This is a genomic window from Streptomyces bauhiniae, from assembly GCF_004784475.1.
Taxonomy (GTDB): domain Bacteria; phylum Actinomycetota; class Actinomycetes; order Streptomycetales; family Streptomycetaceae; genus Streptomyces; species Streptomyces seoulensis.
This window is the reverse complement of sequence record NZ_SRRT01000003.1, coordinates 255,144-273,884: the sequence shown is the minus strand read 5'-3', so window position 1 is coordinate 273,884 and position 18,741 is coordinate 255,144. Positions and strand designations below refer to the sequence as shown.

Here is an 18,741-nt window from a genome sequence, read left to right as displayed (position 1 = left end):
CGAGATGAGGTGCCCCAAAGGCGAGTAAAGGGTCCGCACCGCGTAGTCTCGTCCCTCGTGACCACGCGCGCGGGAGAGCCACTCAGGTACGACGACGTCGTACGCGTGCGCGCCCTCAGCAAGACCTATCCGCCCGTCAAGGGGCGGCGCGGCGCGGCCGGGGCGCCCGAGGTGCGGGCCACCGACCAGGTGACCCTGGACGTGCGGCACGGGGAGATCTTCGGGCTGCTCGGTCCCAACGGCGCCGGCAAGTCCACCCTGGTCCGCCAGCTCACCGGGCTGCTGCGCCCCGACTCCGGCAGCGTCGAGATCCTCGGCCACGACATCGTGCGCCACCCCGAGCGGGCCGCCCGCATCCTCGCCTACCTCGGCCAGGAGTCCTCCGCGCTGGACGAGCTGACCGTCGCGCTGGCCGCCGAGACCACCGGCCGGCTGCGCGGCCTGGAGGCACGCGCCGCCCGCGCCGAACGGGACGCCGTACTGGACGAGCTGGGCCTCGCCCCGCTCGCCGGGCGTCCGCTGAAGAAGCTGTCCGGCGGCCAGCGGCGGCTCGCCTGCCTGGCCGCCGCCCTCGTCGGCGCGCGCCCGCTGCTGGTGCTGGACGAGCCGACCACCGGCATGGACCCGGTGGCCCGGCGCGCGGTCTGGGCCGCCGTCGACCGGCGCCGCGCCGAACAGGGCGCGACCGTGCTGCTGGTCACCCACAACGTCATCGAGGCCGAGACCGTGCTCGACCGGGTCGCCGTGCTCGACGAGGGCCGGGTGATCGCCTGCGACACCCCGGCCGGCCTCAAGGAGCGGGTCTCCGGCGAGGTCCGGGTCGAGCTGGTCTGGCGGGAGCGGGCGCCGCTGGAGGTGCCCGAGGTCGCCGTCCTGCGCGAGCGGGCCGTGGAGGCCGGGCGCCGCTGGACGCTCCGGCTCGCCCCCGAGGAGGCGCGGGCCGCCGTCGCCACCGTCACCGGCGGGGCCGCCTTCGCCGCGCTGGACGACTTCACCCTCGCCACGCCGAGCCTGGAGGATGTCTACCTCGCCCTCGGCGGGGAGGCCCGGCAGGGGCTGGTCAAGGCGTGAGCACGGTCCCGATCGCATCCGTATGGTCCCTGGGGGACGTCTGTCCGGCCGCCGTCGTCAAGAGGAGCAGCGCGTCGTGAGTGTCGTACCCGCCGAGGTCCTGCCGGGCGCCGCGAGGAGCGTGCCGGGGCAGGCGCGGCGCGCGGCCGAGCTGGGGCCGCCCGTGCGGTTGTGGCCGTCGCTGGCCGCCGTCTACCGGGCCCAGTTGTCGCGGGCCCGGGTGGCGCGCATCCCGCTGCTGTTCGTGGCGACCTTCCAGTCGGTCGGCATCGCCGTGATGATGCGGGGCGTCGTGGACAGCGGGCCCGAGGCGCAGGCCGTGGTCGCCGGGTCCTCGGTGCTGGTCGTCGCCTATGTGGCGCTGAACCTGCTCTCGCAGTACTTCGGCCAGTTGCGGGCCAGCGGCGGGCTCGACCACTACGCCACGCTGCCGGTGCCGCCGGCCGCCGTGGTGCTGGGCGCGGCGGCCGCGTACGCCTCCTTCACCGTGCCGGGGACGCTGGTCACCGCGATCGTGGGCTGCGCGCTGTTCGGGCTGCCGCTGTCCAACCTCTGGGTGCTGCTGGCGGTGATCCCGCTGGCCGGGGCCGCGCTGTCCGGGCTCGGCGCCGCGTGCGGGCTGCTCGCCCCGCGCCCCGAACTCGCCACGCTGCTCGGCCAGCTCGGCATGTCGGCGGCGCTGCTGCTCGGCGTGCTGCCCGCCGACCGGATGCCCGGCGTCGTGCGCCTCGCCCGCGACCTGCTGCCCTCGACCTACGGGGTGGAGGCGTACGCGCGCACCTTCGGCCCGGACCCCGACTGGGCGGTGGTCCTCGCTGACCTGGGCGTGTGCGCGGGCGTCGGAGTGATCTCGCTGGCCGTGGCGACCCGCGCGTACCGCAGGGCCGCCGTCCGGTGACGCGGCGCGCGACGCGACCTGGCACGATGTCAGGGTGACCGCACCGCTGACTCCGCCACCGCCGCCGCACGACGACTTCGCGCATCAGCACGGAGGGGGCCCTTCGGGCGGGACACCGGTCGCGGACCCGTACGGACAGGACGGCCCCGGTATGAAGACCGAAGTACGCGAAGCCGTCGTCGTGGCCGTGGCGGTGGCGCTCTCCGGGGTGCTGCTGGGGCTGCTGTGGTGGTGGCTGGCCCCGCATGTGCCGCTGGTGGGCGAGGAGACCGACCGGAGCTGGGTGGTCTACCTCAAGGACACCGAGGGCGAGCAGGCGGCCGGGGTGGACGGCACCTTCGCCCTGCTGGGCCTGGCGTTCGGCCTGATCAGCGCGGTCCTGGTGTTCCTGCTGCGGCGGCGCGGGGGTGTGCCGCTGGTGGTGGGCCTCGGCGTCGGCGGGCTGCTCGCCTCGCTGCTGGCCTGGCGGCTCGGGGTCTGGCTGGGCCCGACCTCCGACGTGATCGCGCACGCCAAGGCGGTCGGCGCGGGCGTCACCTTCCCGGCCCCGCTCCGGCTCGGCGCCAAGGGCGCCCTGCTGGCCTGGCCGCTGGGCGCGCTCCTGGTCCACCTGGGCCTGACGGCCCTCTTCGGCCCCCGCGACCCCGACCCGTACGAGCAGGGCCCCTACGACCACGAGCCGCAGGGCCCGTACGGGACACCGCCCGCGTAAGGGATCAGCCGCGGCCGATGGGTGCCAGGACGGCCTTCGTCAGGGTGGCCAGGTCGGCCGGGGCGAGTTCGACCTCCAGGCCGCGCCGGCCCGCCGAGACGCAGATCGTGGGATGGGCTCCGGCCGACTCGTCCAGCACGGTGGGGAGCTTCTTGCGCTGGCCCAGCGGGGAGATGCCGCCGCGTACGTAGCCGGTGGTGCGCTCGGCGAGGGCGGGGTCGGCCATCGCCGCCCGCTTGCCGCCGACGGCCGCTGCCAGGGCCTTGAGGTCCAGCGAGCCGGAGACCGGGACCACGGCGACCGTCAGGGTGCCGTCCACGTCGGCCACCAGGGTCTTGAAGACCCGGTCGGGGGAGACGCCCATGGCCTCGGCCGCCTCCTCGCCGTAGGAGGGGTGGGCCGGGTCGTGCTCGTAGGCGTGGACCGTGTGGTCCACGCCCGCGGCGGTGAGGGCCACCGTGGCGGGCGTGCCGCCCGCCTGCTGCTTCTTGGACTTCTTCGCCATCGCGGGTGCCGGCCCTCTGTTCCCTCAGTTCAGACTGGTGCGCGCCCGCGTCAGCTCGAACGCGGGCAGTGACGGCAGACTACGGATGATCGCCGTCTCCGCGCGAAGCAGTTTCAGCTCGTCCCGCAGCCGGGACGCGGTGTCCGGGGCCTGCAGGAGCCGCTGCTTGGTCGGGGTGTCCAGCACCATCGCGGCCGCCACCAGGTAGGAGATCACACTGGGGTCGTCCGGCAGGTCGGAGTCGGCGGAGATGGAGCGCTCATGGGCTCCCGCCAACCGCTTCTGGTACTGCTGGAAGGAGCGCAGCACCCCCTCGGCGAGCGCGCCCGCCTCGTCGCCGGGCTCCTCCGGCAGCTCCTCCACCTCGGCGGTGAGGAACGCCCCCGAGTCGTCCACCGAGAGCAGCTTGACGCGCGTGGTGCCCGTGCACAGCACCTCGAAGGTGCCGTCGGGACGCTCCCGGATGGTCGCGGCGTCCGCCACACAGGCCACCCGGTGCAGCGCCTTGAGCGGGTCGGGGCCGAAGCCGGCCGCCGGGCCCTCCTCGGTGTCGGCGTCCGGGTCCGGCAGGCCCGTGGCGCTCGGCGCCAACTGGTGGCCGTCGCGGATCGCCACGACGACGAACCGGCGCGGCTCGTCCTCCGGGGTCTTCAGCAGTTCGCGCATGACGGCGCGATACCGCTCCTCGAAGACGGACAGCGGCAGCACGAGTCCCGGGAACAGCGCCGTGTTCAGCGGGAAGAGGGGCAGGCGGGCGGTGGTCACGACGCCCCAGCCTAATGGTCCCGCCCGCGGGAGCGTCCGCGGCGCCAGCGGTTGCCCCGCCGATCTTGCCCCCGCCGGGCTCAGACGCGGGCGCGCGGCGGGATCGGCAGCAGAGCGGCCAGGGCGGCGGGCGGGGCGTCGGTCAGCAGGGCGTCGCGCAGCCGCAGGAAGTGCCCGAGCGGGTCCTCGGACACCCGGTTCCAGGGGAACGAGGTGGCGTACGGGCCGATCAGCGCGAGCTGGGTACGGGCCTCCTCCCAGCGCTCCAGGCGCAGCAGCACGTACAGCAGCTTGTTGCGGACCTCGGCCGGGCGGGGGTCGGCCGCCGGGAAGCGGGCCGAGAGGGCCACCGCGCGGTCGGCGGCGGCGAGCAGCCGCTCGCGGGGCACCTCGGGGCCGCAGGCGTCGGTGAGGTAGCCGAAGGCGGCCCGCAGCGGGAGCGCCTGCACCAGCGAGCCGGGCGGGGCGTCCTGGGCGGCAGGCTCGGCGAAGTCGAAGCACTCGCGGTGCGAGCCGTGCCAGAAGGTGGCCAGATAGCGCAGCGCGGCCACATGGCAGCCGTAGTGGTGCGGGGAGCGGCGTACGGCCGCCTCCCACAGCTCCTCGAAGTAGCGGTGGCCCGCGCGGGAGCCGCGCGCGTGGTCCAGCGCGATCCGCCAGGGCACCGGGTCGCGGTCGTCGGCGCGGGCGGCGGCGGTGATCAGCGGGCTGGCCTCGCGCAGCAGCTCGGCCCGGCCCGGCGAGGGCCAGGCGCGGTCCACGGCCAACTGGGCGCCGACCAGCAGCACGCCGGGGTCGCCGGGGTCGGCCGCGCGCCACGCCTCGAACCACTCGGGGCGGGAGCGGGCGAAGGCGGCGAGCCGGGTGGCGTAGGCGTCGCGCTCCTCCCACTGGGCCGCCGCGCGGGTGGCCGCGAGCAGGGCGGCGGCGACCGTGAACTCGCCCTGCCCGGCCGAGACCAGGGCGGGGGAGAGGCGGTCGTCGGGCGCGTCGAGGACGACGTCGTCGGCCGGTGCGGGGGAGTCCGGGCGCGAGGCGCGTCGTGTCTTCCGGGTGGGGCGGAGGAACGCCGGCAGCAGAACCATGGTGCCGACCATTGAAAGTCCGCAGGTCGGGCCCGCGCCAGAGGGTTGGGGCAAGTTGTGGAAGGTTGTGCCGCCGAGGGTCAAGGAACCGCAAAAAGGTAGCTTTTCCACTATTGTCAGGCCCCTGCCACCGAAAAGGCCCCACGAGCCCCACGCGTCCCCCGCGCCCCCTCCGCCTCAGCTCCGCCGCAGCAGCCGCGTCGCCCCCGCCGCCACCGCCGTCGCCAGCACCCAGCCCAGGATGATCAGCACCGCCGCCAGCCACGGCCACGCCCCGCGCAGCCGCCACTGGTCGAGCTGGCCCAGGTCGATCACCGGCAGCAGCAGGTCCAGCGTCAGCAGCGCCGGACTCCACGCCGGATGGTCCTCCGAGTGCGCCGGGGGCGGATCGGCGTGCGCGAACGCCAGCGTGCCCGCCGCCCACAGCACCGCGAGCCACAGCGCGGCCCGGCCCGGCCGGTACCCGTAGGCGACCGTCCAGTCCTGCGCGTACCCCCACAGCTTGGCCGCGAGCGGCAGGGTCTCGCGGCGTCTGCGGTGCTTGGCCAGAAGCACGTCGCGGGCGTCCTCGTCCTCCCCGGCCGCCCGCAGCACGGCGGCCAGCCGCTCGTACGGCTCCGGGTGGTACTCGGCGGTCGCCGCCGCCACCCAGTCCAGCCGGTGGGCCAGCGGGAAGGGGCCGCGCGGGACCAGGTTCTCGTAGGTGAAGCCGCTCATCTGGAGGTTCCCCGGCTCCGGCCAACTGCCCGCGTGGTCCACCAGGTTGACGATCCGGGCGCCCGACAGCACCACCCGGCCCGACGGCGGCCGGTCCCCGAGGAAGCGCAGCTCGGGCGTCTGCACCCGGCGCAGCGACAGCTCCTGGTCGTCGGTGAGCACGAACCGCGCCCCCTCCAGGTCCACCGCGTCCCCGAACCGCCCGTCGTCCAGCCGCATCCCGCCCCGGCACTCGAACCGCTGCACCCGCGTCCCGCGCGCCGGTGTCGTCCCGCTCAGCAGCGGGCTGCCCACCGCGGCCGGGGTCAGATACAGGGTGCGCTCCACCGTGAGCTGCGGGGCGTTCAGCGCCAGCCGGGCGTAAGGGTTGGACAGCCGGGCCCCGCGCAGGCTCAGCGACACCCCGACCTGGGCGCCGCGCAGCCGGAGTTCGCCGTACGACTCCAGCATCTCCGCCTGGAGGTCCTGGCCGACCGTCATGCCGTCCGCCGCGATGGACCGGCCGCCCCGGTCCCGGTGCGCCACCGCCTGGTTCAGCATCAGGTCGGTGCCTATCCGGGCGTCGGTCAGCCGGATGCCGGTACGGAACCGGCAGCGCGCCAGATGCAGATCGCCCTCGGTGCGCACCCGCGCCGCCTCCAGGCGGGGCACCGCGCAGTCCACCAGGCGCACGGTGGTGAAGTGCGCCTCCGGCACCCGGACCTCGTCGTCGAACCGGCAGCACCGCAGCTCCACGTACGGCGTGACGGTGCCGCCCGCCAGGTCCACCGTGCCGGTGATCCGCACCCCGGTCAGCTTCAGCGAGGAGACCCGGCCCGCGAGCGCCGGCGGGCCGTCCAGCAGCAGCCAGCACACCACCCGCGCCCGCACACTGCGCTCCGGGCCCCAGGGGACGCCCCCGTGCGGATCGTCCACGCCGGGCTCGCCGCTGCTCAGGTCGTACACGCTGCCGTTGCGGAACGCCTGCCACATGCCCGCCTCGGCCGGGGTCAGATCGTCCGGCAGCTCCTGGGCGCCCGGACCCGCCGCCAGTGCCTCGGTCACCGCGGCTCCTCTCCCGCGAGCCGGCCACGGGCGTCACCGCCCGGCCCGCCGCCCACGTCCGTCCCACACGTCGTTCCCCGGCTCATGCCCGCTGAGTGACGGGTTCGACACACAAAGTGAGGGTGAAATCGCGGGTTCCGGCCACGCACTGTGCCACCGGTTGTCCCACGTTCTGTATCAGCCATTGATACGCGCGGACGGGGCCCGGCGCCGGTCTGAGAGAATTGGGACTGTGATCTCCCGAATCGATCTGCGCGGCGACGCCCTCCCCGAGAGCCCCGCCCTGCGCGACCTGCTGCCCCGAGCCGACTTCGACGTCTCGGCCGCCCTGGAGAAGGTGCGTCCGATCTGCGAGGCCGTGCATCATCGTGGCGACGCGGCACTGATCGACTTCGCGGAGAAGTTCGACGGAGTACGGCTGGAATCCGTCCGTGTCCCGGCCCAGGCGCTCACCGACGCGCTCCAGGCCCTCGACCCGGCCGTGCGCGCCGCCCTGGAGGAGTCCATCCGCCGGGCCCGCCTGGTCCACCGCGCCCAGCGCCGTAACTCCCACACCACCCAGGTCGTGCCCGGCGGCACCGTCACCGAGAAGTGGGTCCCCGTCGACCGCGTCGGGCTCTACGCGCCCGGCGGCCGCTCGGTCTACCCCTCCTCCGTGATCATGAACGTGGTGCCCGCGCAGGAGGCCGGCGTCGGCTCCGTCGCACTCGCCTCCCCGCCGCAGGCCGAGTTCGGCGGTCTCCCGCACCCCACCATCCTCGCCGCCTGCGCCCTGCTCGGCGTGGACGAGGTGTACGCGGCCGGCGGCGCCACCGCCGTCGCGATGTTCGCCTACGGCACCGAGTCCTGCCCGCCGGCCAACATGGTCACCGGCCCCGGCAACATCTGGGTCGCCGCCGCCAAGCGCTTCTTCACCGGCAGGATCGGCATCGACGCCGAGGCGGGCCCGACCGAGATCGCGGTCCTCGCCGACGACACCGCCGACCCGGTGCACGTCGCCTCCGACCTGATCAGCCAGGCCGAGCACGACCCGCTGGCCGCCGCCGTCCTCGTCACCGACTCGGTCGCCCTGGCCGACGCGGTGGAGGCGGAGCTGAAGACGCAGGTCGCCGCCACCAAGCACATCGACGACCGGATCGTGCCCGCGCTGAACGGGCAGCAGTCCGCGATCGTCCTGGTGGACGGCGTCGAGGAGGGCCTGCGGGTGGTCGACGCGTACGGCGCCGAGCACCTGGAGATCCAGACCCGCGACGCGGCCGCCGTCGCCGACCGGGTGCGCAACGCGGGCGCGGTCTTCATCGGCCCCTGGGCGCCGGTCTCCCTCGGGGACTACGCGGCCGGGTCCAACCACGTGCTGCCCACCGGCGGCTGCGCCTGCCACTCCTCGGGCCTGTCCGTGCAGTCCTTCCTGCGCGGCATCCACATCGTCGACTACACCGAGGACGCCCTCGCCGAGGTCGCCCACCACGTGGTGACCCTCGCGGAGGCGGAGGACCTGCCCGCGCACGGCGCGGCCGTCAAGGCCCGCTTCGGCTGGAAGGTACCGGGGACCAAGTGACCGGCATCGACGAACTCCCCGTACGGGACGAGCTGCGCGGCAAGTCCCCCTACGGCGCGCCCCAGTTGGACGTCCCCGTCCGGCTGAACACCAACGAGAACCCCTACCCTCTGCCCGAGCCGCTGGTCGAGCGGATCGCGGAGCGGGTGCGCGACGCCGCCCGGAACCTGAACCGCTACCCCGACCGGGACGCGGTCCAGCTCCGCACCGAACTCGCCAAGTACCTCACCACGACCGGGCATCACCCCCTCGGCGTCGAAAACGTCTGGGCGGCCAACGGCTCCAACGAGGTCATCCAGCAGCTCCTGCAGACCTTCGGCGGGCCCGGCCGCACCGCGCTCGGCTTCGAGCCGTCGTACTCGATGCACGCGCTGATCGCGCGCGGCACCGGGACCGGGTGGATCTCCGGGCCGCGCGGCGCGGACTTCACCATCGACCTGCCCGCCGCCGAGCGCGCCATCGCCGAGCACAAGCCCGACGTCGTCTTCATCACCACCCCCAACAACCCCACCGGCAACGCCGTCCCGCCCGAGACCGTCCTCGCGCTGTACGAGGCCGCGCAGGCGGCGAAGCCGTCCATGGTGGTCGTGGACGAGGCGTACATCGAGTTCAGCCACGGCGACTCGCTGCTGCCGCTCCTCGAAGGGCGCCCGCACCTGGTGGTCTCGCGGACCATGTCCAAGGCGTTCGGCGCCGCCGGCCTGCGCCTCGGCTATCTGGCCGCCGACCCCGCCGTGGTGGACGCCGTCCAGTTGGTCCGGCTGCCCTACCACCTGAGCGCCGTCACCCAGGCGACCGCGCTCGCCGCGCTGGAGCACACCGACACGCTGCTCGGCTATGTCGAGCAGCTCAAGGCCGAGCGGGACCGGCTCGTCGCCGAACTGCGGGCCATCGGTTACGAGGTGACCGAGTCCGACGCCAACTTCGTACAGTTCGGCCGCTTCGAGGACACCCACGGCGCGTGGCGGCGCATCCTCGACAAGGGGGTGCTGGTCCGGGACAACGGCGTGCCCGGCTGGCTGCGGGTGACCGCCGGAACCCCCGAAGAGAACGACGCGTTCCTCGACGCGGTACGGGACTTGAAGAAGGAGCTTGACGCATGAGCCGCACAGGACGCGTGCAGCGCACCACCAAGGAGACCTCGGTCCTCGTCGAGATCGACCTCGACGGCACCGGCAAGACCGACATCGCCACCGGCGTCGGCTTCTACGACCACATGCTCGACCAGCTCGGCCGGCACGGCCTGTTCGACCTCACCGTGAAGACCGACGGCGACCTGCACATCGACACCCACCACACCATCGAGGACACCGCCCTCGCGCTCGGCGCCGCCTTCAAGCAGGCGCTCGGCGACAAGGTGGGCATCTACCGCTTCGGCAACTGCACGGTCCCGCTGGACGAGTCCCTCGCCCAGGTCACCGTCGACCTCTCCGGCCGCCCCTACCTCGTGCACACCGAGCCCGAGAAGATGGCGCCGATGATCGGCGAGTACGACACCACGATGACCCGGCACATCCTGGAGTCCTTCGTCGCCCAGGCCCAGATCGCGCTGCACGTGCACGTGCCCTACGGGCGCAACGCGCACCACATCGTGGAGTGCCAGTTCAAGGCCCTCGCCCGCGCCCTGCGCTACGCCAGTGAGCGTGACCCGCGCGCGGCCGGCATCCTCCCCTCCACGAAGGGCGCGCTGTAAATCCCATGACCGGACTGTCCACCATCCTGATCGTCGTCGGCCTCTTCCTGGTCGGCGGCATCATCTCCTTCGTCAAGCAGAAGATGCCCACCAGCCTGATCGTGCTGGTCTCCATCGGCGCGGCCATGTGCCTGGTCGCGGGCGTCATGCGGCTGGGGGTGTGGAGTTGAGCGACGTGAAGAAGGTCGTGGTCTTCGACTACGGCTTCGGCAACGTCCGTTCCGCCGAGCGCGCGCTCGCCCGCGTGGGCGCCGAGGTGGAGATCACCCGCGACTTCGACAAGGCGATGAACGCCGACGGCCTGCTGGTGCCCGGCGTCGGCGCCTTCGCCGCCTGCATGACCGGCCTGCGCGAGGCCCGCGGCGACTGGGTCGTCGACCGGCGCCTGGCCGGCGGCCGCCCGGTGCTCGGCATCTGCGTCGGCATGCAGATCCTGTTCGCGCGCGGCATCGAGCACGGAGTGGAGACCGACGGGCTGGACGAGTGGCCCGGCACGGTCGGCCCGCTCAAGGCAGACGTGGTGCCCCACATGGGCTGGAACACCGTCGACGCCCCGGCCGACTCCCGCCTCTTCGCCGGGCTCGACCCCGAGAGCCGCTTCTACTTCGTGCACTCCTACGCCGTGCAGGACTGGGACTTCGAGCAGCTCAACGCGGCCATGACCCCGCCCGCGGTGACCTGGTCGGCCTACGGCGGGCCGTTCGTCGCCGCCGTGGAGAACGGCGCGCTGGCCGCCACCCAGTTCCACCCCGAGAAGTCCGGCGACGCCGGCGCCCAGCTCCTCACCAACTGGATCGGAACCCTCTAAGACCATGGCCAAGCTCGAACTGCTCCCCGCCGTCGACGTCCGCGACGGCCAGGCCGTACGCCTCGTGCACGGCGAGTCCGGCTCCGAGACCTCCTACGGCTCCCCGCTGGAGGCGGCCCTCGCCTGGCAGCGCGCGGGCGCCGAGTGGCTGCATCTGGTCGACCTGGACGCCGCGTTCGGCACCGGTGACAACCGGGCCCTGATCGCCGAGGTCGCCGGGGCCATGGACATCAAGGTGGAGCTGTCCGGCGGCATCCGCGACGACGACACCCTCGCCGCCGCCCTCGCCACCGGCTGCACCCGCGTCAACCTCGGCACCGCCGCGCTGGAGACCCCCGAGTGGGTCGCCAAGGTCATCGCCGAGCACGGCGACAAGATCGCCGTCGGCCTCGACGTACGCGGCACCACCCTGCGCGGCCGCGGCTGGACCCGTGACGGCGGCGACCTCTACGAGACCCTCGCCCGCCTGGACCGCGAGGGCTGCGCCCGCTACGTGGTCACCGACATCGCCAAGGACGGCACCCTCCAGGGCCCCAACCTGGAGCTGCTGAAGAGCGTCTGCGCCGCCACCGACCGCCCGGTCGTCGCCTCCGGCGGCGTCTCCTCGCTGGACGACCTGCGCGCCATCGCCGGCCTGGTCCCGCTCGGCGTCGAGGGCGCCATCGTCGGCAAGGCGCTGTACGCCAAGGCGTTCACCCTGGAAGAGGCCCTCGCGGCGGTGTCCCGGTGAGCGACGTACGCCGGATCAGCACCGGCGCGCCCTGGGAGGACCAGTTCGGCTACTCCCGCGCCGTGGAGCTGCCCAACGGTCTGGTGCTGGTCTCCGGCTGCACCTCCATCGTGGACGGCCAGATCGCCGGGGGCGGCCCGTACGAGCAGGCAGTCAACGCCTTCGGCGTCGCGCTCGGCGCGCTGGCCCAGGTGGGGCTCGGCCGTGACGATGTGGTGCGCACCCGTATGTACATCACCCATGCCCGCGATGTGGAGGAGGTGGGCCGCGCACACAAGGAACTGTTCGACACCGTGCGGCCCGCCGCATCCATGATCATCGTCTCCGGTTTCGTGGACCCCAGCCTGGTCGTCGAGATCGAGGTGGAGGCGTTCCGAGGAGTGTCCGCATGACCCTGGCCGTACGTGTGATCCCCTGCCTGGACGTGGACAACGGCCGGGTCGTCAAGGGCGTCAACTTCCAGAACCTGCGCGACGCCGGCGACCCGGTGGAGATGGCCAAGGTCTACGACGCCGAGGGCGCCGACGAGCTGACCTTCCTGGACATCACCGCCTCCTCCGGCGACCGGGAGACCACCTACGATGTGGTGCGCCGCACCGCCGAGCAGGTCTTCATCCCGCTCACCGTCGGCGGCGGCGTCCGCACCGCCGAGGACGTGGACAAGCTGCTGCGCGCGGGCGCGGACAAGGTGGGCGTCAACACGGCCGCCATCGCCCGGCCCGACCTCATCCGTGAGATCGCCGAGCGGTTCGGCCGCCAGGTGCTGGTCCTCTCGGTGGACGCCCGCCGTACCCCGTCCGGCTCCTTCGAGGTCACCACCCACGGCGGCCGCACCGGCACCGGCATCGACGCGGTCGAGTGGGCGCACCGGGCCGCCGAGCTGGGCGCGGGCGAGATCCTGCTCAACTCGATGGACGCCGACGGCACCAAGGACGGCTACGACCTCGACATGCTGGCGGCCGTCCGCAAGCACGTCTCGGTCCCGGTCATCGCCTCCGGCGGCGCGGGCGCCCTCGCGCACTTCCCGCCGGCCGTCGACGCGGGCGCGGACGCGGTGCTGGCCGCCTCCGTCTTCCACTTCGGCGACCTGCGCATCGGCCAGGTCAAGCACACCCTGCGAGAAGCGGGCCACCCGGTCCGTGTCTGAGCTGTCTGAACCGCCTCCCGTCACCGACAGCGAGATACGCCCGGCCGCCCCGACAGGCGACCGGGCGGCTCATCGTGACCCCAACGTCCTGCGCTGGCTGGGCGCGTACACCGCGTCCATGCTCGGGGACAACGTCTACTACATCGCCCTGTCCTGGGCCGCCGTCCGGACCGGAAGCCCCTCGCAGGCCGGGCTGGTGATGGCGGCCAGCGCGGTGCCCAGGGCGTTGCTGCTGCTGGGCGGCGGGGTGATCGCGGACCGGTTCGGGCCGCGCCGGGTGGTCGTCGGCAGCGATGCCGTGCGGTGCGCGGCCGTGCTCGCGGTGGCCGCGCTGCTGTCCGTCAGCACGCCCGGACTGTGGCCGCTGGCCGCACTGGCGCTGGTCTTCGGCACCGTCGACGCCGTCTTCATGCCGGCCGTCGGCGCGCTCCCGGCCCGGATCACCGCACCCGGCCAGCTCGCCCGGGTCCAGGGACTGCGTGGGCTCGCCATCCGGATCGCCGGTGTCGTCGGCGCCCCGCTCGGCGGCCTCGGCGTCGCCATGGGCGGCGCGGCCACCGCGTTCGGGCTGGCCGGACTGCTCATCGCACTGTCGCTGCCCCTGCTGGTCACCGTCCGGATCAGGCCGCTGCCCGCCGAGGACACCGCCCGCGCGGCGGGCACCGCCTGGGCCGGGCTGGTGGACGGCCTGCGCTACGTCCGCCGCCACCGCGTCCTCGGCCCGCTGATGCTCGCCATCGCCCTCGGCGACTTCGGCTTCGTCGGCCCGCTCAACGTCGGCCTCACCCTGCTCGCCGACCGGCGCGGCTGGGGCGCGGCCGGCATGGGCTGGGTGCTCGCCGGGTTCGGCGTCGGCGCGGGCGCCGTCTCGCTGCTGCTCGCGGTACGCGGCCGGGTCCCGCGCGCCGGACTGACCGCGGCCTGCTCGATCCTCGCCGGGTCCGTGGCCATCGGCGCCCTCGCCTACGTACCGGTGCTCCCCGCCGCGGTCGGTGTGGCCCTGCTGGTCGGGCTGCTCGCCGGGCTCAGCGGCGCGATGTGCGGGGCGTTGCTCCAGACCCAGGCCGATCCCGCCTACCTGGGCCGGATCACGGCCGTCGCCAGCCTGGTCAGCCTGGGGCTCGCCCCGCTGAGCATGCCGTTCGCGGCCACCGCGATCGGCGTCTGGGGGCTCGGGCCGGTGTTCGTGGCCAGCGCGGCGGTGTGCGGTCTTGGCGGGGTCGTCGTGCTGTGCTTCCCGCACCTCAGGCGGGCCGAGCTGCCCGCCTGAGCCCTCAGCGCAGCCGCTGGGTGAGCTGGACCAGATTGCCCACCGTGTCGTCGAACACCGCCGCCAGCAGCGGCCCCTGCTCCTGCGGGGGATGGGTGAACCGGACACCGGCGGCGCGCAGCCGCTCGTACTCCACGCGCATGTCGTCCACCTCGAACACGATGGTCGGCAGGCCGGCGTCGTACAGGGCGGTGCGGTACGGCTCGGCGATGGGGCCGCCGCCGGGCTCCAGCAGCAGTTGGAGGTCCGGCTGGGCCCCCTGGGGCGCGCCCACCGTCACGAACAGCACGCCGTCGCCGAGGTCCAGGTGCAGCCGGGTCTCGAACCCCAGCACCTCCGTGTAGAAGGCGTGCGCCCGCGCCACGTCGTCCACGTACACCCCGGTCATGGCGACCTTGATCATGACGGCTCCCAGCCGGTCAGAGGCGGGTCAGAGACCGAGCTGACGGCAGTCGTGCAGGGCGGTGATCGCGTCCGCGTCGCCCTCCAGCGCCACCTTGGCCGCGTCCTGCCGCCCGTAGGCGAACATCAGCAGCTCCGAGGGCTCACCGGTCGCCGTGACCACCGGCGTGCCCCGGTGCGCCACCGCCGTACGGCCGTCCGGGCGGCGCAGCACCAGGCCGGTCGGCGCGTGCCGGCCGGTCATCCGGGCCGTGCGCTCCAGCCGCGTCCAGAGCAGGTCCTGGAACACCGGGTCCAGCTCGCGCGGGCTCCAGTCCGGCTGGGCGCGGCGCACGTCCTCGGCGTGGATGTAGAACTCGACGGTGTTGGCGGCCTCGTCCACCTGCTTCAGCCGGAACGGGGAGTACTTCGGCGGGCCGGTGCGGATCAGCCGGATCAGCTCGTCGTAGGGCTTGGCGGCGTACTCGTCCATCACCCGGTCCAGCCGGGAGGCCAGCGGCTTGGCGAGCATCCCGGCCGCCGCGTCGGGGCGCCGTTCGCGCACCACCACGTGTGCGGCGAGATCACGGGTCGTCCAGCCCTCGCACAGGGTCGGTGCGTCCGGGCCGGCGGTTTCCAAGAGGTCTGCGAGCAGGAGCCGTTCACGCTTGGCGAAGGTCGACATGACTTCAGCGTACGGCCACCCCCGAGGACCACGCAGCGGACACGGAACGTGACCCCGGGCACCGCACGGCACAATGGCACCCATGACCCGTACGACCGGCAGCCCCCGTCCCAGCGGCCTCGACCCCGAGATCGCCGCCCGCCTCAAGCGCGACCCGGACGGCCTCGTCCCCGCCGTGGCCCAGCAGTACGACACCGGCGAGGTGCTGATGCTCGGCTGGATGGACGACGAGGCGCTGCACCGCACGCTGACCACCGGCCGCTGCACGTACTGGTCCCGCAGCCGCCAGGAGTACTGGGTCAAGGGCGACACCTCCGGCCACGTCCAGGTCGTCAAGTCGGTCGCGCTGGACTGCGACGCCGACACCGTGCTGGTCAAGGTCGACCAGACGGGTGCCGCCTGCCACACCGGCGACCGGACCTGCTTCGACGCCGACGTGCTGCTGAAGGGGGAGGACCGGTGAGCGCCATGGACCTCGACACCTTCCGCAAGCTCGCCGCCGACCGGCGGGTCATCCCGGTCACCCGCAAGCTCCTCGCCGACGGCGACACCCCCGTCGCCCTCTACCGCAAGCTCGCCGCCGAACGCCCCGGCACCTTCCTGCTGGAGTCCGCAGAGAACGGCCGCTCCTGGTCCCGGTACTCCTTCGTCGGTGTCCGCTCCGCCGGCACCCTCACCACCCGCGACGGCGAGGCCCACTGGCTCGGCACCCCGCCGGTCGGCGTCCCCACCGACGGCGACCCGCTCGCCGCGCTGCGCGCCACCCTCCAGGCCCTGCACACCCCGCACCAGGAGGGTCTGCCGCCCTTCACCGGCGGCATGGTCGGCTACCTCGGCTACGACATCGTCCGCCGCCTGGAGAAGATCGGCCCCGGCGAGCGCGACGACCTGAAGCTCCCCGAGCTGACCATGCTCCTCACCAGCGATCTCGCGGTGATGGACCACTGGGAGGGCTCGGTCCTGCTGATCGCCAACGCGATCAACCACAACGACCTCGACACCGGCGTGGACGAGGCGTACGCCGACGCGGTCGCCCGGCTCGACGCCATGGAGGCCGACCTGGCCCGCCCGGTCGCCCAGCCCCCGGCCGTGCTGCCGCCCTCCGAACTGCCCGAGTACACCGCGCTGTGGGGCGGCCCCGACTTCCGGGAGGCCGTGGAGGACGTCAAGGAGCGCATCCGCGCGGGCGAGGCGTTCCAGGTCGTCCCCTCCCAGCGCTTCGAGACGCCCTGCACCGCGAGCGCGCTCGACGTGTACCGGGTGCTGCGGGCCACCAACCCGTCCCCGTACATGTACCTGTTCCGGTTCGACGGGTTCGACGTGGTCGGCTCCTCGCCCGAGGCGCTGGTCAAGGTCGAGGACGGCCGGGCGATGGTGCACCCCATCGCCGGCACCCGGCACCGGGGCGCCACTCCGCAGGAGGACCAGGCGCTCGCCGACGAGCTGATGGCCGACCCCAAGGAGCGCGCCGAGCACCTGATGCTGGTCGACCTCGGCCGCAACGACCTCGGCCGGGTCTGCGAACCCGGCTCGGTGGAGGTCGTGGACTTCATGTCGATCGAGCGCTACTCGCACGTGATGCACATCGTGTCCACCGTCACCGGCGAGGTCGCCGGCGGCCGTACCGCCTTCGACGTGCTCACCGCCTGCTTCCCGGCCGGCACCCTCTCCGGCGCTCCCAAGCCCCGCGCGATGCAGATCATCGACGAACTCGAGCCCTCCCGGCGCGGTCTGTACGGCGGCTGCGTCGGCTACCTCGACTTCGCGGGCGACTCCGACACCGCGATCGCCATCCGCACCGCCCTGCTGCGCGACGGCACCGCATATGTGCAGGCCGGAGCGGGGATCGTCGCGGACTCCGACCCGGTCGCGGAGGACCAGGAGTGCCGCAACAAGGCGGCGGCCGTGCTGCGCGCCGTGCACACCGCCAACCGGCTGGGCACGGTGTGACCCGTTCGCGGGAACCCCGGATGACGCTTCGTGGCGGGTTCAGGCGATAGTGGAGTACGTGACTGCCGTACCGCACCCCCGTTCCGAAGTCGCCGCGCCCGCCCGCTCCGGCCGGCGCAGCCTGGCCGCCGCCTTGCTGTCCGGCGCGCTCGGCGCGGCCGTGGCGCTGCTGGCGACCCGGCAGCGCTGGGCCGAGGGGACCGCGACCGTCGCCGGCGGGAACTTCCCGCTGACCGCCACGGGCAGCGACGTCACCGGCGTCCCGGCCGCCCTCGCCGTGGTGGGCCTCGCCGCGCTGGTCGCCGTGTTCGCGGTGCGCCGGGCGGGCCGGTTCGCCGTCGCCGCGCTGCTCACTCTCTCCGGCGCGGGCATCGTCGCCGCCGCGCTCGGCGGGGTCGCGGACGGCTCCGCGCTGGACGAGAAGGCGGCCGCCACCACCGGCGACACCTCCGCCACCGTCCAGGCCCTCAGCCACACCGCGTGGCCCTACGCGGCCGCCGCCGGAGGCGTGCTGATCCTGCTCGCCGGGCTCCTCGCCCTGCGCTACGGCCCCCGCTGGCCCGCCATGTCCGGCCGCTACGAGCGCGGCACGGACCGCCCCCGCCGCAGCGCGCGCCCGGTGGACCCGGAGCGCCCCGAGGAGATCTGGAAGGCCCTGGACCGGGGCGAGGACCCCACCGGCGCCTGAACCGCGGCCCAAGTGTGGGCAACGAGACTCCCACCCCCGCGTCGATCGCGTGCGGGCGTACGGGAGAATGGACCGCGAGCGACCCGGCTCGGACAGTGACGGGCGGGCTCGGGCCGTGCGACCTGTACGGCATGTACTCGACACGTACACAGCAACGAGGAGCAAGTCATGGCGGGCAGCAGCCACGGTCACACCCCGGCCGCCTGGACCGGTGTCATCATCGCCTTCATCGGTTTCTGCGTCTCGGGCGCCTTCATCGTGATGGCCCAGCCCGTCGGCTTCTGGGCCGGCATGGTCGTCGTGGCCCTCGGTGGCGTCGTGGGCTGGATCATGCGCTCCATGGGCCTCGGCATGCCGAAGGAGAACGCCGCCCCGGTCCGCCCTACCGCCGCGGCCACCCGTGAGCCGGTCGCCGCGGAGAGCTGAGCGAAGCACCGAAGGGGCGCCCCCAAGCCGTACGGACGGCTCGGAGGCGCCCCTTCGCGCGTCCGCGGCGGGGCCACGGCAGAATGCCAGGGTGAACGCCGACAGCGGTGCCCCGCTCTTCGCCCCGCCCGCCCAGGTTCCTCTGTGGCGGCGCCTGGCCACCCCGGCCGGTGTCCTCGCGGCGGTGGCCGGGGCCTTCGCCTACGTCGGCACCGTCGACCCCAACCAGCCCGGCCACTACCCCGTCTGCCCGCTCTACGCGCTGACCGGCCTGTACTGCCCCGGCTGCGGCGGACTGCGCAGCGCGCACGCCTTCGTCCACGGCGACCTCCTCGGCGCCCTGCACGACAACGCGGCCGGAGTCGCCGCCTACCTCGCCTTCGCCGTGCTGTGGACCCTGTGGGCGGTGCGCGCCGCGCGGGGGCTGCCGGTGCGCCTGGTCCTCGGCCGCACCCCGCTGTGGGTCCTCGGGTCCGTGCTGCTGGTCTTCACCGTCGTCCGGAACCTGCCGTTCGGTGGCTCGATCCGTCCTTGATCAACAAGGAATGTCCAGGTAATGGGACCGCCGCCCGCCGGATGCGAGCCCCGGCGGTTCCTCCGGATACCAT

Annotated in this window: 23 protein-coding genes; 17 read left to right on the top strand and 6 right to left on the bottom strand. The window is 73.8% G+C overall.

What is annotated here, in order from left to right:
* The first annotated feature begins 57 nt into the window (after positions 1-57).
* From E5083_RS11320 to E5083_RS11310, 3 genes are all read left to right on the top strand, one after another.
* Positions 58-1,071 carry an ABC transporter ATP-binding protein gene (locus E5083_RS11320; protein WP_135785513.1) on the top strand — a complete coding sequence of 338 codons (1,014 nt, stop codon included), beginning with the start codon at positions 58-60 and terminating at the stop codon, positions 1,069-1,071.
* Positions 1,072-1,147: 76 nt separating this feature from the next.
* On the top strand, positions 1,148-1,969 hold the full coding sequence (locus E5083_RS11315; protein WP_135785512.1) for an ABC transporter permease: 822 nt from the start codon (positions 1,148-1,150) through the stop codon (positions 1,967-1,969).
* A 34-nt stretch (positions 1,970-2,003) separates the two neighbouring features.
* Positions 2,004-2,681: an AAA family ATPase gene (locus E5083_RS11310; protein ID WP_135785511.1), complete on the top strand. Its 678-nt coding sequence runs from the start codon at positions 2,004-2,006 to the stop codon at positions 2,679-2,681.
* Between the two features lie 4 nt (positions 2,682-2,685).
* Here E5083_RS11310 and ybaK read toward each other — a convergent pair whose 3' ends face one another.
* The 4 genes from ybaK to E5083_RS11290 all read right to left on the bottom strand — a co-directional run bounded on the left by ybaK (position 2,686) and on the right by E5083_RS11290 (position 6,797).
* A complete protein-coding gene (gene ybaK / locus E5083_RS11305) occupies positions 2,686-3,186 on the bottom strand; it encodes a Cys-tRNA(Pro) deacylase (protein WP_135785510.1) in 501 nt (166 codons plus the stop codon).
* A 24-nt stretch (positions 3,187-3,210) separates the two neighbouring features.
* Positions 3,211-3,951: an LON peptidase substrate-binding domain-containing protein gene (locus E5083_RS11300; protein WP_135785509.1), complete on the bottom strand. Its 741-nt coding sequence runs from the start codon at positions 3,949-3,951 to the stop codon at positions 3,211-3,213.
* An 80-nt stretch (positions 3,952-4,031) separates the two neighbouring features.
* Complete coding sequence (locus E5083_RS11295; protein ID WP_135785508.1) at positions 4,032-5,048, bottom strand: hypothetical protein; 1,017 nt, start codon at positions 5,046-5,048, stop codon at positions 4,032-4,034.
* 165 nt (positions 5,049-5,213) lie between these two features.
* On the bottom strand, positions 5,214-6,797 hold the full coding sequence (locus E5083_RS11290; RefSeq protein WP_425276714.1) for an oxidoreductase: 1,584 nt from the start codon (positions 6,795-6,797) through the stop codon (positions 5,214-5,216).
* A 232-nt stretch (positions 6,798-7,029) separates the two neighbouring features.
* Here E5083_RS11290 and hisD point away from each other — a divergent pair, with 232 nt between their 5' ends.
* From hisD to E5083_RS11250, 9 genes are read left to right on the top strand one after another with little or no spacing between them, the layout of a single operon-like run.
* Complete coding sequence (hisD, locus tag E5083_RS11285) at positions 7,030-8,355, top strand: histidinol dehydrogenase (protein ID WP_135785507.1); 1,326 nt, start codon at positions 7,030-7,032, stop codon at positions 8,353-8,355.
* Positions 8,352-9,458, top strand: coding sequence for a histidinol-phosphate transaminase (locus tag E5083_RS11280; RefSeq protein WP_135785506.1), 1,107 nt, complete (start codon positions 8,352-8,354; stop codon positions 9,456-9,458). Before hisD ends, E5083_RS11280 begins: the two co-directional genes overlap by 4 nt.
* On the top strand, positions 9,455-10,048 hold the full coding sequence (gene hisB, locus E5083_RS11275) for an imidazoleglycerol-phosphate dehydratase HisB (protein ID WP_026248532.1): 594 nt from the start codon (positions 9,455-9,457) through the stop codon (positions 10,046-10,048). The genes E5083_RS11280 and hisB overlap by 4 nt, the downstream gene beginning before the upstream one ends.
* A gap of 5 nt (positions 10,049-10,053) precedes the next feature.
* Positions 10,054-10,218 (top strand): hypothetical protein, encoded by a 165-nt coding sequence (locus E5083_RS31180; protein ID WP_030810044.1) that lies wholly within the window; start codon positions 10,054-10,056, stop codon positions 10,216-10,218.
* Complete coding sequence (hisH, locus tag E5083_RS11270; RefSeq protein WP_135785505.1) at positions 10,209-10,856, top strand: imidazole glycerol phosphate synthase subunit HisH; 648 nt, start codon at positions 10,209-10,211, stop codon at positions 10,854-10,856. The genes E5083_RS31180 and hisH overlap by 10 nt, the downstream gene beginning before the upstream one ends.
* A gap of 4 nt (positions 10,857-10,860) precedes the next feature.
* On the top strand, positions 10,861-11,586 hold the full coding sequence (gene priA / locus E5083_RS11265) for a bifunctional 1-(5-phosphoribosyl)-5-((5-phosphoribosylamino)methylideneamino)imidazole-4-carboxamide isomerase/phosphoribosylanthranilate isomerase PriA (protein WP_135785504.1): 726 nt from the start codon (positions 10,861-10,863) through the stop codon (positions 11,584-11,586).
* Positions 11,583-11,978: a RidA family protein gene (locus E5083_RS11260; protein ID WP_135785503.1), complete on the top strand. Its 396-nt coding sequence runs from the start codon at positions 11,583-11,585 to the stop codon at positions 11,976-11,978. The genes priA and E5083_RS11260 overlap by 4 nt, the downstream gene beginning before the upstream one ends.
* The gene (gene hisF / locus E5083_RS11255) at positions 11,975-12,733 is read left to right on the top strand and encodes an imidazole glycerol phosphate synthase subunit HisF (RefSeq protein ID WP_086691315.1); all 759 of its coding nucleotides are present in this window, start codon (positions 11,975-11,977) and stop codon (positions 12,731-12,733) included. The genes E5083_RS11260 and hisF overlap by 4 nt, the downstream gene beginning before the upstream one ends.
* A 34-nt stretch (positions 12,734-12,767) precedes the next feature.
* A complete protein-coding gene (locus E5083_RS11250; RefSeq protein ID WP_244317495.1) occupies positions 12,768-14,003 on the top strand; it encodes an MFS transporter in 1,236 nt (411 codons plus the stop codon).
* A 4-nt stretch (positions 14,004-14,007) separates the two neighbouring features.
* Here the strand turns inward: E5083_RS11250 and E5083_RS11245 are convergent, their stop codons facing one another.
* Both E5083_RS11245 and E5083_RS11240 read right to left on the bottom strand, forming a co-directional pair.
* Positions 14,008-14,406, bottom strand: a complete 399-nt coding sequence (locus E5083_RS11245) for a VOC family protein (RefSeq protein WP_135785502.1) — start codon at positions 14,404-14,406, stop codon at positions 14,008-14,010.
* Positions 14,407-14,433: 27 nt separating this feature from the next.
* Positions 14,434-15,069 carry a TIGR03085 family metal-binding protein gene (locus E5083_RS11240; RefSeq protein WP_135785501.1) on the bottom strand — a complete coding sequence of 212 codons (636 nt, stop codon included), beginning with the start codon at positions 15,067-15,069 and terminating at the stop codon, positions 14,434-14,436.
* Positions 15,070-15,151: 82 nt separating this feature from the next.
* On the opposite strand from E5083_RS11240, the gene hisI reads away from it, so the two are divergent.
* From hisI to E5083_RS11215, 5 genes are all read left to right on the top strand, one after another.
* Positions 15,152-15,532 (top strand): phosphoribosyl-AMP cyclohydrolase, encoded by a 381-nt coding sequence (hisI, locus tag E5083_RS11235; protein WP_130334460.1) that lies wholly within the window; start codon positions 15,152-15,154, stop codon positions 15,530-15,532.
* A 5-nt stretch (positions 15,533-15,537) separates the two neighbouring features.
* A complete protein-coding gene (locus E5083_RS11230; protein ID WP_135785972.1) occupies positions 15,538-17,019 on the top strand; it encodes an anthranilate synthase component I in 1,482 nt (493 codons plus the stop codon).
* A 49-nt stretch (positions 17,020-17,068) separates the two neighbouring features.
* Positions 17,069-17,707 (top strand): TIGR02234 family membrane protein, encoded by a 639-nt coding sequence (locus E5083_RS11225; protein ID WP_135785500.1) that lies wholly within the window; start codon positions 17,069-17,071, stop codon positions 17,705-17,707.
* 168 nt (positions 17,708-17,875) lie between these two features.
* A complete protein-coding gene (locus tag E5083_RS11220) occupies positions 17,876-18,133 on the top strand; it encodes an HGxxPAAW family protein (protein WP_086696430.1) in 258 nt (85 codons plus the stop codon).
* Positions 18,134-18,224: 91 nt separating this feature from the next.
* Positions 18,225-18,668, top strand: a complete 444-nt coding sequence (locus tag E5083_RS11215; protein WP_244317475.1) for a DUF2752 domain-containing protein — start codon at positions 18,225-18,227, stop codon at positions 18,666-18,668.
* Positions 18,669-18,741: the final 73 nt, after the last annotated feature.